The organism is Pseudoalteromonas sp. T1lg10, assembly GCF_002964545.1.
Taxonomy (GTDB): domain Bacteria; phylum Pseudomonadota; class Gammaproteobacteria; order Enterobacterales; family Alteromonadaceae; genus Pseudoalteromonas.
Map to the genome: position 1 here is coordinate 128,556 of NZ_PQBV01000001.1, position 15,174 is coordinate 143,729.

Annotated in this window: 14 protein-coding genes and 1 pseudogene; 9 read left to right on the forward strand and 6 right to left on the reverse strand. The window is 48.0% G+C overall.

Features of this window, described 5'->3' with window-relative positions:
* Nucleotides 1-17: 17 nt before the first annotated feature.
* The 5 genes and pseudogenes from lolA to C2M17_RS00575 all read left to right on the forward strand — a co-directional run bounded on the left by lolA (nt 18) and on the right by C2M17_RS00575 (nt 4,900).
* The gene (lolA, locus tag C2M17_RS00555) at nt 18-659 is read left to right on the forward strand and encodes an outer membrane lipoprotein chaperone LolA (RefSeq protein ID WP_105198944.1); all 642 of its coding nucleotides are present in this window, start codon (nt 18-20) and stop codon (nt 657-659) included.
* A gap of 46 nt (nt 660-705) precedes the next feature.
* The gene (locus C2M17_RS00560) at nt 706-2,007 is read left to right on the forward strand and encodes a replication-associated recombination protein A (RefSeq protein ID WP_105199097.1); all 1,302 of its coding nucleotides are present in this window, start codon (nt 706-708) and stop codon (nt 2,005-2,007) included.
* Nucleotides 1,994-2,377, forward strand: a complete 384-nt coding sequence (crcB, locus tag C2M17_RS00565) for a fluoride efflux transporter CrcB (protein ID WP_249318882.1) — start codon at nt 1,994-1,996, stop codon at nt 2,375-2,377. The genes C2M17_RS00560 and crcB overlap by 14 nt, the downstream gene beginning before the upstream one ends.
* 8 nt (nt 2,378-2,385) lie before the next feature.
* Nucleotides 2,386-3,680, forward strand: a pseudogene (gene serS, locus C2M17_RS00570) (serine--tRNA ligase).
* 170 nt (nt 3,681-3,850) lie between these two features.
* The gene (locus tag C2M17_RS00575; RefSeq protein ID WP_105198945.1) at nt 3,851-4,900 is read left to right on the forward strand and encodes a peptidase M42; all 1,050 of its coding nucleotides are present in this window, start codon (nt 3,851-3,853) and stop codon (nt 4,898-4,900) included.
* 50 nt (nt 4,901-4,950) lie between these two features.
* Here the strand turns inward: C2M17_RS00575 and C2M17_RS00580 are convergent, their stop codons facing one another.
* From C2M17_RS00580 to C2M17_RS00600, 5 genes are all read right to left on the reverse strand, one after another.
* Nucleotides 4,951-5,403 carry a hypothetical protein gene (locus C2M17_RS00580; protein ID WP_105198946.1) on the reverse strand — a complete coding sequence of 151 codons (453 nt, stop codon included), beginning with the start codon at nt 5,401-5,403 and terminating at the stop codon, nt 4,951-4,953.
* A gap of 120 nt (nt 5,404-5,523) precedes the next feature.
* Nucleotides 5,524-7,368, reverse strand: a complete 1,845-nt coding sequence (locus C2M17_RS00585; protein WP_105198947.1) for an ABC transporter ATP-binding protein — start codon at nt 7,366-7,368, stop codon at nt 5,524-5,526.
* 160 nt (nt 7,369-7,528) lie between these two features.
* Nucleotides 7,529-9,241, reverse strand: coding sequence for an AMP-binding protein (locus tag C2M17_RS00590; protein WP_105198948.1), 1,713 nt, complete (start codon nt 9,239-9,241; stop codon nt 7,529-7,531).
* A 349-nt stretch (nt 9,242-9,590) separates the two neighbouring features.
* Complete coding sequence (locus C2M17_RS00595) at nt 9,591-10,130, reverse strand: manganese efflux pump MntP (protein ID WP_105198949.1); 540 nt, start codon at nt 10,128-10,130, stop codon at nt 9,591-9,593.
* A gap of 92 nt (nt 10,131-10,222) precedes the next feature.
* Nucleotides 10,223-10,663, reverse strand: coding sequence for a DUF3010 family protein (locus tag C2M17_RS00600; protein ID WP_105198950.1), 441 nt, complete (start codon nt 10,661-10,663; stop codon nt 10,223-10,225).
* A gap of 250 nt (nt 10,664-10,913) precedes the next feature.
* Between C2M17_RS00600 and thrS the strand changes: the two genes are divergently transcribed.
* The 4 genes from thrS to rplT all read left to right on the forward strand — a co-directional run bounded on the left by thrS (nt 10,914) and on the right by rplT (nt 14,232).
* Nucleotides 10,914-12,824 (forward strand): threonine--tRNA ligase, encoded by a 1,911-nt coding sequence (gene thrS / locus C2M17_RS00605; protein WP_105198951.1) that lies wholly within the window; start codon nt 10,914-10,916, stop codon nt 12,822-12,824.
* A gap of 63 nt (nt 12,825-12,887) precedes the next feature.
* Complete coding sequence (gene infC / locus C2M17_RS00610; protein WP_105199099.1) at nt 12,888-13,448, forward strand: translation initiation factor IF-3; 561 nt, start codon at nt 12,888-12,890, stop codon at nt 13,446-13,448.
* A gap of 208 nt (nt 13,449-13,656) precedes the next feature.
* Nucleotides 13,657-13,857, forward strand: a complete 201-nt coding sequence (gene rpmI / locus C2M17_RS00615; protein WP_022944197.1) for a 50S ribosomal protein L35 — start codon at nt 13,657-13,659, stop codon at nt 13,855-13,857.
* 15 nt (nt 13,858-13,872) lie between these two features.
* Complete coding sequence (gene rplT / locus C2M17_RS00620; RefSeq protein WP_105189760.1) at nt 13,873-14,232, forward strand: 50S ribosomal protein L20; 360 nt, start codon at nt 13,873-13,875, stop codon at nt 14,230-14,232.
* A 57-nt stretch (nt 14,233-14,289) separates the two neighbouring features.
* Here the strand turns inward: rplT and C2M17_RS00625 are convergent, their stop codons facing one another.
* Nucleotides 14,290-15,117: an SDR family oxidoreductase gene (locus tag C2M17_RS00625; RefSeq protein ID WP_105198952.1), complete on the reverse strand. Its 828-nt coding sequence runs from the start codon at nt 15,115-15,117 to the stop codon at nt 14,290-14,292.
* Nucleotides 15,118-15,174 lie beyond the last annotated feature (57 nt).

Sequence of the window (15,174 nt, forward strand, 5' to 3'; positions counted from 1 at the left end):
CCTGTATTGGAGGTATTATGAAACGTATTTTTATGTCTGCTGTGCTTTTTTCTCTAACAGCTACTCATACCTTGGCCGATGATGCCAAGGCGCTAAAGGAAAAGTTAGCGAGTTTAAACTCGCTGAGCAGCGAATTCTCCCAGCAGGTTTTTGACCCTGAAGGCGAGCTGGTAAGCGAAAGCAATGGTCAGTTGCAGTTAGAGCAACCTCGTAAAATTCGCTGGCAGCAGCAAACGCCTGATGAGACCCTGTTCGTCTCTAACGGTGTCGACAGCTATTATTTCGATCCTTTTGCCGAGCAGGTAACCTTGCTTGATACCGCCAAGCTTATCGACAATACCCCCTTTATTTTATTAACCACGGATGATGAACAGCTGTGGCAAAAATTTACCATTACCGCCATTGAAAACGGCTTTGCGGTAAAACCCATTAGCAAGGAGCAGGGCCAGGTAGAGCAGCTTAGCTTGTATTTTAATGAGCAAGAGCAGATCTCCGCGCTTGAGGTTACCGACCAATCCGGGCAGCGCTCTAAATTTGAATTCAAGGATGCGCAAATCAATAACGACATTGACGATGGGCGCTTTGAATTTACCATTCCCGAGCAGGTCTTTATTGATGACCAAAGGGAGCAGCGAGGAAGCCAGTTAAGTGGCGAATAGTTTTTCCCTCGACTTTGCCCCCGATGTGCGCCCGCTTGCGGCGCGCATGCGTCCTACGTCATTACAGAAATACATAGGCCAAAGCCATATTCTTGGCCCAGATCAGCCCCTTTACCGTGCCATTACCTCGGGCCAATGCCACAGCCTTATTTTATGGGGTCCGCCGGGAGTAGGGAAAACGACTTTGGCGCATATTATTGCCCATCACTGCGACGCTGAATTTATCACGCTTTCTGCGGTTACCGCCGGAGTGAAAGATATACGCGACGCCGTCGAGCAAGCGCAACTGAGCCTGCAGCAAGGGCGTCGTAGCCTGTTATTTGTCGATGAAGTTCATAGATTTAATAAGTCGCAGCAAGATGCCCTGTTGCCTTATGTGGAAAACGGCACCTTTATCTTTATCGGTGCGACCACCGAAAACCCGTCTTTTGCCCTGAATAATGCGGTACTGTCCCGAGCCCGGGTTTACACCCTGAAAAAGCTGAGTCTGGATGAACTCAAGGCCGTAGTGAACCAGGCACTGACGCAGGATAATGAGCTGAAAAATGCTCATATCAGCATTGCCGATGATAGCCTGGAGCAACTGTGCCAGGGTGCCTCTGGCGATGCGCGCAGCGTGCTTAATTTACTCGAGCTGGCCGCTACCTATGCCATTAGTGCAAAGGAGTCAGCCGCAACTAAAGGCGTGGTGATCGACCAGGAAGTTATGCAGCAGGTCGCACCGCAAATGGTCGCCCGCTATGACAAGGGCGGTGACCACTATTACGATTTAATTTCTGCCTTTCATAAGTCGGTTCGGGGCTCAAGCCCGGACGGGGCTTTATATTGGTATTGCCGTATTATTACCGCCGGTGGTGATCCTCTGTATGTGGCACGTCGCTTATTGGCTATTGCCACCGAAGATATCGGCACCGCCGATCCCAAAGCCATGGAAGTGGCTTTAAACGCCTGGGACATTTATCACCGCGTGGGTCCTAGCGAGGGCGAGCGTGCCATCGCCGAGGCCACCATTTACCTTGCCAGCGCACCAAAGAGCAATGCCGTTTATACCGCTTTTAAAGAGGCAAAACGTCATGCCATAGCGACCGCAGATCTCGACGTGCCCTTACATTTACGTAATGCACCCACGGCCTTGATGAAAGAGCAGGGTTTTGGCGCAGATTATCGTTATGCCCATGACGAACCTGGCGCCTACGCGGCCGGTGAGAGCTTCTTCCCGCCGGAGATTGCGCAAACTCAGTACTACCACCCCAGTGACAGGGGTCTGGAAAAGCGCATCGCCGATAAGCTGCAATATCTCAAGGAGCGCGACCAGCAGAGTCTGCGTAAACGCTATGAGCGTGATTAATACCTATCTTTTGATTGCCCTAGGTGGGGCGCTTGGCGCTTGTATGCGCTTTGGTATTAATGAATTAGCACTAAAACTCCTGTCCAAGGGATTCCCTTTTGGTACGCTGACGGTTAATATTCTCGGTTCATTGTTAATGGGCGTTTTATACGGCCTTTTGGATCGTGAAATACTGACCGATCCGCACCGCCTGACCCTGGGAATAGGGTTTTTAGGCGCACTAACAACATTTTCAACATTTTCGCTCGATACCCTGCTGCTAATGCAGCAAGGTCAGTGGCTGAAAGTGGCGTTAAACATCCTGCTCAATGTCGGGGTGTGTATTTTTATGGCTGCACTAGGCCTCATGCTAACAACGCAAAAAGGTTAATAACTCACATGTTAGACTCAAAGTATCTCCGTCAGGACGTAGAGCAAACAGCCGCACGTTTAAAAACGCGTGGTTTCGAATTAGACGTTGCCAAGCTTGCCGAGTTGAAGAGAAGCGCAAAGCACTACAAGTAAAAACACAAGAACTACAAAGCGAGCGTAACTCCCGTTCCAAGGCTATCGGCCAAGCCAAAGCCAAGGGTGAAGATATTCAGCCGCTACTTGATGCCGTTGCGCACTTAGGCGACGAGTTAGAAAACGCGAAAAAAGAACAAGACGATGTTTTAGCCGAGCTAAACGATATCGCGTCTGGCTTACCAAACCTGCCAGCACAAGAAGTGCCAGTAGGTAATGATGAAGCTGACAATGTTGAAGTAAATAAGTGGGGCGAGCCAAAGTCATACGATTTTGAAGTGAAAGACCATGTTGACCTTGGTGAAGCATTAGATAAAGGCTTGGATTTCGAAGCAGGTGTAAAACTATCAGGCGCACGCTTTACCGTGATGCGCGGCCAGGTTGCGCGTATGCACCGTGCACTTGTGCAATTTATGCTTGATACGCATGCAGATAAAAATGGCTATACCGAAATGTACGTACCTTATTTGGTAAACAAGGACAGCCTGTTCGGTACCGGTCAGTTGCCTAAGTTTGCCGAAGATCTGTTCCACACTGAAAAACTTGGCGAGCATGATGCAGGTTTTAGCTTAATTCCAACCGCTGAAGTACCTCTTACAAACTGCGCACGCGATGAAATCTTCGATGAAAAGCAGTTACCTGTGCGCATGACGGCACACACACCCTGTTTTCGTAGTGAAGCGGGCAGCTATGGCCGTGACACTCGCGGTCTAATTCGTCAGCACCAGTTTGATAAAGTTGAATTGGTACAACTGGTTAAACCGGAAGACTCAATGCAGGCATTAGAAGAGCTAACCGGCCACGCCGAGCAAATTCTACAGGCTCTTGAGCTGCCGTATCGTAAAGTCGTGCTGTGCACCGGCGATATGGGCTTTGGCGCAACTAAAACCTACGACCTGGAAGTCTGGTTGCCGGCTCAGGATACTTACCGTGAGATCTCTTCATGTTCAAATATGGGTGATTTCCAGGCGCGCCGTATGCAGGCGCGTTTCCGCCGCGCCGGTGAGAAGAAGCCAGAGCTTCTTCATACCCTAAATGGCTCAGGCCTGGCCGTTGGCCGTACCCTGGTTGCTATCTTGGAAAACTATCAGCAAGCCGATGGCTCTGTTGTGGTACCAAGTGTACTGCGTTCATATATGGGCGGCTTGGAAGTTATTCGCGCGCAATAAGCGCTAAGACAGAAATAAAAAAGGTCGCTATGTTAGCGGCCTTTTTTGATCTAGCTATTTAAGTGACTTGGTATAAGTAATTAAATTGATTGACTCTAAACTAGAGCTGTTCTAGCTTCGCTAGTTGGGAATGGACCCAATTAACTTTTGCTTATAAGAGTCAGGTGGTTATGTTAAACAATGAGTTCTTTGATCTGCTTAAAACCATTATCCGGCAGCCCAGCGTGGTTGGTGCTGAGCATTCATTTTTTAGGGTGTTACAAAGGGAGTTAGAAGAGCGCGGCGCGCATGTAACCTGGTATGAAGGCTTATTGGTAGCCCAGGGGAGTAAGCCTTTTAGCACCATGTTTTCAGCCCATATCGACAGGCATGGCCTGATCTGCACAGGCCCCAATGAGTTTCAATACGCGGCCTTTATCTCCGCTAATCGTACGGATTTATTAAATAACTCGGTATCCGAAGAGCTGATGACCAAGATCACCGAGCGCTTTCAAAATGAACCCGTGTATGCCTATGAACCCTGGTCCGGCGCGTATCGTGGCAGTGGCGTGATAACCAATGCCTACATCTGCGAGTATCGCAATAACCTGATCTTTGAAATTGACGGCTTAGAAGGCCTGGTTGCCGGTACGCCCGTGGCCTTTAAAGATAAATTGAAAATACAGGAGCAGCGACTTTACGGGCAACTCGACAACGTCTTATGTGCGGCGGCCTTGGTACATATGTTTAGTCTTGGCTTTCAGGGCACGGCGTTTTTTACCGCACAGGAAGAAGCGGGCAAGAGCTGGCGCTATTTGCTTGAGTGGTTCCGTCGTTTTGGCGGCTCTACAAACCGCCTGTTTGTGGTTGATACCAGTCCATTTCCTGATGTGGACGCAGCAGACAATCAACAACTGGTGCTCAGAAATAAAGACGCCAACGCGGCTTTCAATAGCGAGGCAACGCAAATGGTGCAGCAGCTTTGCGAGCAACAGAATATAAGCTACTTGTATAAAGACAAATATATGGAAGCCATAAATGAGCAGCTAGTTGCCCAAGGTGAGGAGCCAAGATCCATTGGCAGCACCGAGTTAGGGCGTATCATCGCGGCTTCCAACGGGTTAGTGGACGGCACCACGATTCAGATCCCCTCGACCGGTTATCACACCATGTCGGAGTCGGCGTCCGTGGAGTCAGTTGAAACCTTCTTATCTCTTTTGTGTGCCTTGTCACAGGAATAGGCGGGGTGAGGAGCAAGCAGAGCCAGTCTAAGGACTCTGCTTGCTTTTGGTCATTGCCTAAACTTCATTTCCTGCAATAAATAAGTGCTCATAACGGTGCGATATTCTGCACGATTACCACTTTCTTCTTGCATCTTTTCCATGCTCTTCTGCACCCATTGGAAGTAGGCTTCTCGGCGCTTTTCATTCTCGGCAACCGAAGCCATATTTTCAAAAACCCGTACTATGTAGAGATCGGGTTCGTCTGCTCTTGGATGAACATTTTTGACAATGGAATAGCTGCTGATCCAGCCTTGCTCTACGGCGAAGTCAGAGCTTTTACGCCACTCGGACGCCAACCACTTCGCATACTTTAATCCTGCTCCATCGGCTATTTTAATCCCTGTAACTTCCCAGTAATTGCCGCCAATAAAAGGCGGCTCATTATCTTCGGCGTGTACGACTTGAATAGACAGCAAACTAAAAACACAAAACAACGCTCCTATAAATAAGTTCTTATACATAGTAAGCTCCTCGTTACAGGTTGCGATATTGCAACTTGAGCTAATAAAACTAGTTCTGTTTATTTCGTCTGTCTAATCAAGTGTATAAAAAACCTCGCCTAAGCGAGGTCTTAATATTCATCATTCGGTACCAATAAAGCCACCGGTTTGATGGGCCCAGAGCTGGGCATAAATGCCGCCTGCAGCGATCAACTCTTGATGCGTGCCTTGCTCAACGATGTGACCCTTATCCATCACCACCAGGCGATCCATTTGCGCTATGGTCGACAAACGGTGAGCAATGGCTATTACGGTTTTATCCTGCATCAATGTATCTAAACTGGCCTGAATGGCCGCTTCGACCTCTGAGTCGAGTGCCGAGGTGGCCTCATCGAGCACCAATATCGGCGCGTCTTTTAACAGCACTCGGGCAATGGCGATACGCTGGCGCTGACCGCCTGAGAGTTTAACCCCGCGCTCGCCCACTTGAGCGTCAAGACCCTTGTTGCCCTTGCTGTCTTCAAGCTCTTCGATAAATTCCCAGGCCTTGGCTTGTTTGGCCGCATTGATGATTTGCTCATCGCTGGCATCGGCCAGACCATAGCCGATATTTTCACGCACGCTGCGGTGCAATAGGGCGGTGTCTTGTGACACCATGGCGATATGCTGGCGCAGACTCTCCTGAGTGACGCCATCTATTGCTTGATTGTCGATGCTGATGGAGCCTTGCTCCACATCGTAAAAGCGCAGCAAAAGGTTAACCAAAGTGGATTTACCGGCGCCTGAGCGTCCAACCACACCGACCTTTTCTCCTGCGCGAATATGCAAATCCAACCCAGCCAAGACACTGTGTTGTTCATCCTGCTGGGCCTTGCCATAGTTAAAACTAATATTGCTAAAGCTAATAGCACCGGATGTTACTTCAAGTGCCTTGGCATCGCGTTTATCTTCAATGGCGATGGGTTTGGTCAGGGTACTCATGCCATCGGCTACCGTGCCTATATTTTCAAATAAGGCGCTTATTTCCCACATGATCCACTGAGCCATACCGTTTAGACGCAGGGCCAGGCTCACGGCGATAGCAATGGCGCCAACGCTGATAGCACTTAAAGACCAGAGGTAAATAGACAGCGCCGCCGTAATCGCCACTAAGGTGTAGTTGAGCACTTGCACACTCACTTGAAGGCCTGTCGCCAAACGCATTTGGCGATAAACGGGATCTAAAAACAGCTCCATCGACTCCTTGGCGTAGCGCTCTTCTTTCGATGAGTGGGAAAACAGCTTAATGGTGGAAATATTGGTGTAGCTGTCAACGATACGGCCTGTCATTTGCGAACGCGCCTCTGCTTGCTCCTCGGCAACGCGCTTTAAACGAGGAATAAAATAGCGTTGAATACAGGCGTAGCCTAGCAGCCAGAGCAACATGGGCGCTGTCAGGCGCCAGTCTGCCTGGCCAATAAACAGCAGCATGGCAGTAAAATAAACCAGAATATAGACGGCAACATCTAACAGCTTGATCACGGTTTCCCGTACCGCCAGGGATGTTTGCATTACCTTGGTAGCGATACGTCCGGCAAAGTCATCCTGATAAAAGCTCATGCTTTGGCGCAACAAATAGCGGTGCGCCAGCCAGCGGATCGACATGGGATAATTGCCAAGTAGAGCCTGATGCAATACGGCGGAATGAACAAACACCAGTATGGGCAAGATGATCAAGGTCAAAATACCCATAAACCAGAGTTTGCCGCTGTCTTTGGCGAACAGCTGCTGTGGTGTGGTCTGATTGAGCCAATCAACCAGCTGACCCATAAAGCTAAATAGCGATACCTCAATTACAGCTAAAAGTGCGGCACTGATAGACATAACCGCCAGCGGCCACTCCATTCCTCGGGTGTAATAACGACAAAATGCCAGCAAGCCTTTAGGTGGCGCTTGTGTGCTGCGCTCGGGGAAGGGGCGGGTTAGCTTTTCAAAAAATGCAAACATAAGACCATAAACAACTAATACTGTTAATGGCGCAGTGTAGCGGCTTTAAAAAGAGCTGCCTAGCCATAGCGCGTGGCAATTCGGCAACAGTGTGCGGCTTAGGGGATTAATTAATGTTACTTGGATCATAACAAAGGCCCCTGTGCTGGGGCCTTCGGGCTTATACCGCTAATGCTTGCTCTGCTTCGAGCTTAGCTATCATTTGTTCTCGCATTTTGAATTTTTGTAGCTTACCGGTTACCGTCATTGGGTATTCGTCGACGATTTCAATGTATTTGGGAATTTTAAAGTAAGCCAAGTGTTCTTTAAGATAGTCACGCACCTGTTGCTCGTTGAGGAAATGGCCATCTTTTAATTTAAGCCACAGGCACACCTGCTCGCCGAACTTATCATCGGGAATACCAAATACGGCGGCATCACTAATGGCCTCGTTAAGGTATAACAGCTCTTCAATTTCGCGCGGGTAGATGTTTTCACCGCCACGTATGATCATGTCCTTGATACGACCCACTATGGTGACATAGCCTTGCTCGTCCATAACTCCAAGATCGCCTGAGTGAAGCCAGCCTTGTGCGTCTATGGTGGCCTTAGTTTTCGCTTCATCCCCCCAGTACCCCTGCATTACGCAATAACCGCGGGCACATATTTCCCCGGCCGTGCCAATGGCTGCAACTTCGCCGCGCTCATCGATGATTTTCACCTCGGTGTGCGCCATGGCCCGGCCTACGGTTTCCACCTGCTTCTCTATAGGCGAGTCCATCTCGGTAATATGATTAATGGGGCTGCATTCGGTTTGTCCATAGCCAATCAGTACTTGTGTCATATTAAATTCACTGTGCACCTTGCGCATCAATTCCTGCGGGCAGGTGGCGCCAGCCATGACCCCGGTACGCAGAGTAGAAAGGTCAAACTGAGAAAATTCAGGGAGCTCCAATTGCGCAATAAACATGGTAGGCACACCATGTAAGGCGGTGCAGCGCTCCTGCTCAACAACTTTTAGCGTGGTCAGGGGTTCAAACGACAGGCTAGGGAAGATAGCGCAGGCGCCACTGGCAACACAGACCAGGTTGCCGAGTACCATGCCAAAACAGTGGTACAAGGGCACAGGAATGCACAGGCGGTCGTTTTCGTTAAAGTGCATGGCACGCGCAACGAGCAAGCCGTTATTCAATATATTTCTATGGCTTAGGGTCGCGCCTTTTGGGTTGCCCGTGGTGCCCGAGGTAAACTGAATATTGATGGCGTCATCCGGGCTGAGCCGCGCTGCGATTTCATGCATCTGCTTATAATGCTGATCTCGGCCTAAATTCTGTAACTGGGCAAAGGGCAGCATACCGGGGAGCTCTTGCTCACCTATACTGACTACCTGAATCAATGAAGGCAGTTTGGCAATTGGCCCTTGGTGGTTAGGCTCTTTTAACTCTGGCGCTAACTGATACAGCATTTCGACATAATTTGATGCCTTAAACTGCTGCGCCATGACCAGAAATTTCACCTCAACGTTATTGATGGCAAATTCCAGTTCGTGAGGGCGGTAAGCCGGGTTTAGGCACACCATAATGGCGCCGATTTTCGCCGTCGCCATTTGGATCAGTGACCATTCGATATTATTTGGGGACCAAATGCCGACCCTGTCTCCGGGCTGTACGCCTAATGCCAATAGGCCGGTGGCGACCCGCTCTATTTCTTCAAGGTAACGTTTATAGCTCCATCGTATGTCTTGGTGGCAAACGACGATGGCTTCTTTATCCCCATAGGTGTCGACAATACCTTGCAGGTAACTGCCTATTGTCTGCTCGCTAAGGCTAATTTGGCTGGTGCCTTGATACGCGCTGTGAGTAAGAGGAAATTGCTGGTTTAAATGCGTGGGCATACTGTGCCTCCTTGGCGCAAAGTGAATTTTACTCAATCAATTCTTAGCAACTACTCAAACATAGATTGTCGACACATTCCATTAAAAAAGACGATTAACCCTGCAGATGCGACTAAAGGTGTAGATAGGTGTCGACAAAGAGTGGGGAGTTTAGGTAAGTAGGGCAAGAGTAATGAATTAAAAACTCTAGTGTGTGGGCAAGCTAGACGCTTATACCAACGCCGTTAGCATGATATTTAGCCCGCTTAGCTATTTAAGTGAATTGGTATTATAAAGAAGGGGGGAGTGGGCCCGGCGCAAATTTGCCCGGACCCTATTGGTTATTCTGTAATAAGGAGCTAGACGAGTGTTAGAAAAGGAGGATTTTAAATCCGATAAGGATCAAGACCACACCGCCGAGTAATTCTGCTTTGCTTTCTAACCAGGTGCCGCTGCGGGCACCAACAAATACGCCGACAAAACTAAATACCAGGGTGACTGCGCCGATAATTGCACAAGCCAACAAGGGGTGCACATCAAGCAGGGTTAAGGTAAAACCCGCTGCCATGGCATCAATGCTGGTAGCTATGGCCAGTAACAACAACACCTTATGGGTGATTTGCGTTATATCTTCTTCGATGCCTTCACTGAGGGCTTCAAAAATCATTTTTGCGCCGATAAGCAGTAATAAGCCAAAGGCTATCCAATGAGCATAGGCGTCCACCCAGCCCAGCACGCCTTTACCACCGAGATAACCAATTAACGGCATCAAGCCTTGAAACAAACCAAAATACACACCGGCTTTGAGTGCCAACGAGCGCGTTAAGCTGGTGTGTTTTGAGCCAAGCCCGATGGATACTGCGAACGCGTCCATGCTTAGGGCCACGGCTAAGATAAAAACTTCAATCATAAGAGAGCTCGCTATCGTTGATTTAAAAAAGAGTGAGCAACATAAAAAAGGCCGCTTGAAAAAGCGACCTAGTAGCATGTAATTCTTGGCGCTTAATCCTTGGCGTAGGTGCGCTGCATTATATACACATAAGCTGTGATAAATGCTTGTTCTTGGAATTTCTTTAAGCCAGTTTCTTCAAAATCGATAGGAACAGGGTTGCGCTTTAATTGCTCTTTCATGGTGGTGGCATTAAGAACACACACATCCAGGTCGGGAATAAGCTGCAGCGCCGTTTCCATTTTAAAACCAACGGCACCACCGGCGAACTTGCCCTTTTGTGGACGACCTTTAATGGCGATTGAATCGACGCCATAGTCTTCCATCAGCTTTTTAAAATCGCGGTAAAACTTTTGTACTTGTTCCGTGTCGTCGGCGTCACTGAGTACAAAACGTGTTTGTCGTACGTCGCGAATGTCGAAAACGTCATTGTCTTTTGATAATAAGCACAGCAGCACTTCGCTGCCTTTAATTTCTACACCACAGGTATTCATGTTATATCGCCTTTGTATTCAATGGCCTCTAGTATATCAGAGATGGTGTAAAAACAATGGAATAAAATTATTCCTTGAACCTTGAATTTGTATGCAGGGCACGCGAGAATAGCCGCTTGCGCTCATACTCAGGCGCAACAACATCATCGCAATGCTTGTTGGTATAAGCGTTGATTATGAATTAAATCGATTAAATATAACTTACTACATGTGGCGCGGCGTAGGTGTCACCACTGTAAAAGGATTAAACATGCCTGTAATTACTCTTCCTGACGGTAGTCAGCGTATTTTTGATAACCCAGTCTCAACAATGGATGTGGCCTTTGATATCGGCCCAGGTCTTGCGAAAGCAACCATTGCCGGCCGTGTAAACGGCGAGCGCGTTGATGCTTGTGACCTTATAACCGAAGATGCGCGTTTAGAAATTATCACCGCCAAAGATGAAGATGGTTTAGAAATTATTCGCCACTCTTGTGCTCACCTTATTGGTCATGCCATTAAACAGCTTTACCCGGACGCCAAAATGGCCATAGGTCCGACAATCGACAACGGCTTTTATTACGATGTCGATATGGAGCACTCGCTGACGCAAGAAGATCTTGAAGCGCTGGAAAAGCGCATGCTTGAGCTTGCAAAAACCAAATACGATGTAGTTAAAAAGGTTGTCAGCTGGCAAGAAGCCCGCGATGCCTTTGCTGCACGCGGCGAAACCTACAAGATGGAAATCCTTGACGAAAATATCTCAAAAGATGACCGTCCTGGCCTATACCATCACGAAGAGTATGTTGACATGTGTCGTGGCCCGCACGTACCTAACATGTCTTTCTGTCAGCACTTCAAACTGATGAAGGTAGCCGGCGCATACTGGCGTGGCGATTCAGAAAACAAGATGCTGCAACGTATCTACGGCACCGCGTGGGGCGATAAAAAGCAACTCAAAGCGTATTTGCAACGTTTAGAAGAAGCAGAAAAACGTGACCACCGTAAAATCGGTAAAGCACTTGACCTGTGGCACTGGCAAGAAGAAGCGCCAGGCATGGTTTTTTGGCATAACGACGGCTGGAGCATTTATCGCGAGCTTGAAGATTTCGTTCGTGAGAAGTTACGCGAGTACGATTACGAAGAAGTAAAAGGCCCATTGATGATGGACCGCGTGCTGTGGGAAAAATCAGGTCACTGGGACAAGTATGGCGACGCCATGTTTACGACCGAGTCTGAAAAGCGCGAGTACGCTATTAAACCTATGAACTGCCCAGGTCACGTACAAATCTTTAACCAGGGTTTAAAATCATACCGCGACCTGCCACTGCGTATGGCCGAATTCGGTTGTTGTCACCGTAATGAGCCATCGGGCGCACTGCACGGTTTGATGCGTGTACGTGGCTTTACTCAGGATGATGCCCATATCTTCTGTACTGAAGAGCAGATCCTGGATGAAGTAGCGGCCTGTATCGACATGGTTTACGACACTTACTCAACTTTCGGCTTTGAAAAAATCGTGGTTAAGCTGTCGACACGTCCAGAGCAACGTATCGGTGAAGATGCGCTTTGGGGTCGTGCTGAACAAGCACTGGCGCAGGCGCTTATGGACAAGGATATAGAGTTTGAATACCTGCCAGGCGAGGGCGCCTTCTACGGGCCAAAAATCGAATTTACTTTATACGATTGTTTGGAACGCGCATGGCAATGTGGTACGGTGCAGCTAGACTTTATGTTGCCGGGTCGTTTGGGTGCAACTTACGTTGCTGAAAACAACGAACGTCGCACTCCAGTAATGATCCACCGTGCGATTTTGGGTTCAATTGAGCGCTTCATCGGTATTTTGACCGAAGAATACGCGGGATTATTCCCAACCTGGTTGGCGCCAAAGCAGGTAGTATTGATGAATATTACCGATAAGCAGGCCGATTATGTGCAAGAAGTTGTACAAAAATTAAATAAACTGGGTATTCGTGCTGCAGCCGACTTGAGAAATGAGAAAATTGGCTTTAAAATTCGCGAACATACTTTAAAACGTATTCCTTACCTGTTAGTAGTTGGCGACAAAGAAGTTGAAGAACAGGAAGTCGCGGTAAGGACACGTACAGGTGAAGACCTGGGCAAGTTTAAAGTCGATGACTTTATTACAAAAATCGCAGACGAAATTAAGAATAGACGTTAGTCTGTGATTGAAAAAGGGTGTGCCAAATACTGAAGGTTACACCCTTTTTTGTTTTTAATATTCTTGGAGGAACGTACCATTAGAGGCGGAAAAAAGAGTCAACAAACGACTCAAAAAAATCGTATTAACGAAGACATCACGGCAAAAGAAGTTCGACTAATTGGCTTTGACGGTGAGCAAGCAGGCATTGTGTCTTTGAGTGAAGCGTTGTCATTGGCGGAAGAAGCTGGTGTCGATCTCGTTGAGATCAGCCCTAATGCTGAGCCACCTGTTTGTAAGGTTATGGACTACGGTAAGTTCATTTTCGAAAAGAGCAAGGCACAAAAAGAACAGAAGAAGAAGCAAAAGCAAATCCAGATTAAGGAAATCAAGTTCCGTCCGGGTACTGACATTGGTGACTACCAGGTTAAATTGCGCAACCTTCGTAAGTTCTTAGAAGCGGGCGACAAAGCGAAAGTAACTATCCGCTTCCGTGGCCGTGAAATGGCCCACCAAGAAATTGGTATCGAACTTTTAAATCGCATTAAAAACGATTTAGAAGATTTGGCAACCTGCGAGTCTTTCCCTAAGAAAGTCGAAGGTCGTCAAATGATTATGATGCTAGCGCCAGTGGCTAAAAAATAGTATACTGCGCGGCTTAAGATTTAGTGCAGGTTTACAAGCTAGCTAAATTGCCTTGGTAATTTATTTAGCACCTGTATCTATCCGGTTGAAAGTAAGGGGCTTTTTAAGTCCCTTCACCGGTTTTGGGAGTAAGTTAGGCCAATAAAGTGTCAGTGTAAGCTGGACGCCTGCTTGCTAAATTTAAGCAATATCAATTGGAGTTATTGCAATGGCTTATAAGCTAAAAACACACCGTGGCGCCGCTAAGCGCTTCAAGAAAACTGCTTCTGGCGGTTTTAAGCGTAAACAAGCGCACCTTCGTCACATTCTGACCAAGAAAACCTCTAAGCGTAAGCTTCACCTACGTCCTAAGCTAATGGTTCACAAGAACGACCACGGCTTAGTTTCTCGTATGTTACCATTCGCTTAATAGGGGTATAGAATAATGGCAAGAGTAAAACGCGGTACTATCGCGCGCGCACGTCACAAGAAAGTTTTAAAGCAAGCTAAAGGTTACTACGGTGCACGTTCACGTGTTTACCGCGTAGCTTTCCAAGCGGTTACTAAAGCGGGTCAATACGCTTACCGTGACCGTCGTGCGAAGAAACGTACTTTCCGTCAACTATGGATTGCTCGTATCAACGCTGCAGCTCGTCAAAATGGTTTGTCTTACAGCCGTTTCATCAACGGTCTTAAGAAGACTTCTGTAGAGATCGACCGTAAGATCCTTGCAGACATCGCTGTTTATGACCAAACTGCTTTCGCAGCACTAGTAGCTAAGGCTAAAGAAGGCCTAGAAGCTTAATTTGTGCTAGCAGAGAAAGGAGCCAATAGGCTCCTTTTTTATTGCCTGCAATTCCTGTTAACGGGATTTAGTTAACACCCAGTCCATCCAGCTAATGGGCAAGATTCTTCTTAAAAAGCCGAATAAATAGGTTGGGGTAGTGACATAATACCTTGCCTGTGGTCGTTGCGACTCCAAGGCGTGCACCAAGCGCTTGTAAACAGCCTCCGGGCCTAATGTAAAAGGTTGCGGCCCAGTGGCCGATTCCAGCCGACGCTGTTGTGCCAAATAGTTTTCCTTATGCGCACTGGTTTCAATATTGATACCCGAGGTTAAAAAAGCCTGCAGGGCATTATCACGAAATTTCGAGGTGATGGGTCCGGGCTCAATCAAAGATACATGGACACCGCTGCCTTTGAGCTCCAGGCGTAGAGTATCTGTTAGACCTTCCAAGGCAAACTTACTGGCGTTGTAAGCGCCGCGATAGGGTAAGGTCACCAAACCCAACACCGAGGAGTTTTGAATAATGCGGCCATGGCCTTGTGGACGCATTATTTTACAGGCCAACTGGGTAAGGTGGTGCCAGCCAAAGACATTGGTTTCAAATTGCTTGCGTAGCGCCTCTACGGGTAAGTCTTCTACGGCGCCGGGCTGACCATAGGCGCCATTATTAAAGAGCGCATCGAGTTTACCGCCGCCGAGGGTGAGCGCGTCTTGCAGGCCTTTTTCTATTGATTGCGTATCTGTGTAATCAAGCTGCACGCAGGTTATACCCTCTGCATTGAGTTTATCTACATCCTCTTGGGCGCGACAACTGGCAATAACCTTATAGCCACGCTTTTGCAATTGCAGTGCACAATAATAGCCAATGCCGCTGGAGCAGCCGGTGATAAGTATGGTTTTCATAGTCTAATGTAATGATTATTCGCTGGTTTGTAGGCAAACTAGCATTTCATCGCAGCC

Excerpts from the sequence above, each read along its gene's own strand:
- lolA (WP_105198944.1), top strand. The coding sequence starts at position 18 with ATGAAACGTATTTTTATGTCTGCTGTGCTTTTTTCTCTAACAGCTACT.
- C2M17_RS00560 (WP_105199097.1), top strand. The coding sequence starts at position 706 with ATGCGTCCTACGTCATTACAGAAATACATAGGCCAAAGCCATATTCTT.
- crcB (WP_249318882.1), top strand. The coding sequence starts at position 1,994 with ATGAGCGTGATTAATACCTATCTTTTGATTGCCCTAGGTGGGGCGCTT.
- C2M17_RS00575 (WP_105198945.1), top strand. The coding sequence starts at position 3,851 with ATGTTAAACAATGAGTTCTTTGATCTGCTTAAAACCATTATCCGGCAG.
- C2M17_RS00580 (WP_105198946.1), bottom strand. The coding sequence starts at position 5,403 with ATGTATAAGAACTTATTTATAGGAGCGTTGTTTTGTGTTTTTAGTTTG.
- C2M17_RS00585 (WP_105198947.1), bottom strand. The coding sequence starts at position 7,368 with ATGTTTGCATTTTTTGAAAAGCTAACCCGCCCCTTCCCCGAGCGCAGC.
- C2M17_RS00590 (WP_105198948.1), bottom strand. The coding sequence starts at position 9,241 with ATGCCCACGCATTTAAACCAGCAATTTCCTCTTACTCACAGCGCGTAT.
- C2M17_RS00595 (WP_105198949.1), bottom strand. The coding sequence starts at position 10,130 with ATGATTGAAGTTTTTATCTTAGCCGTGGCCCTAAGCATGGACGCGTTC.
- C2M17_RS00600 (WP_105198950.1), bottom strand. The coding sequence starts at position 10,663 with ATGAATACCTGTGGTGTAGAAATTAAAGGCAGCGAAGTGCTGCTGTGC.
- thrS (WP_105198951.1), top strand. The coding sequence starts at position 10,914 with ATGCCTGTAATTACTCTTCCTGACGGTAGTCAGCGTATTTTTGATAAC.
- rpmI (WP_022944197.1), top strand. The coding sequence starts at position 13,657 with ATGGCTTATAAGCTAAAAACACACCGTGGCGCCGCTAAGCGCTTCAAG.
- rplT (WP_105189760.1), top strand. The coding sequence starts at position 13,873 with ATGGCAAGAGTAAAACGCGGTACTATCGCGCGCGCACGTCACAAGAAA.
- C2M17_RS00625 (WP_105198952.1), bottom strand. The coding sequence starts at position 15,117 with ATGAAAACCATACTTATCACCGGCTGCTCCAGCGGCATTGGCTATTAT.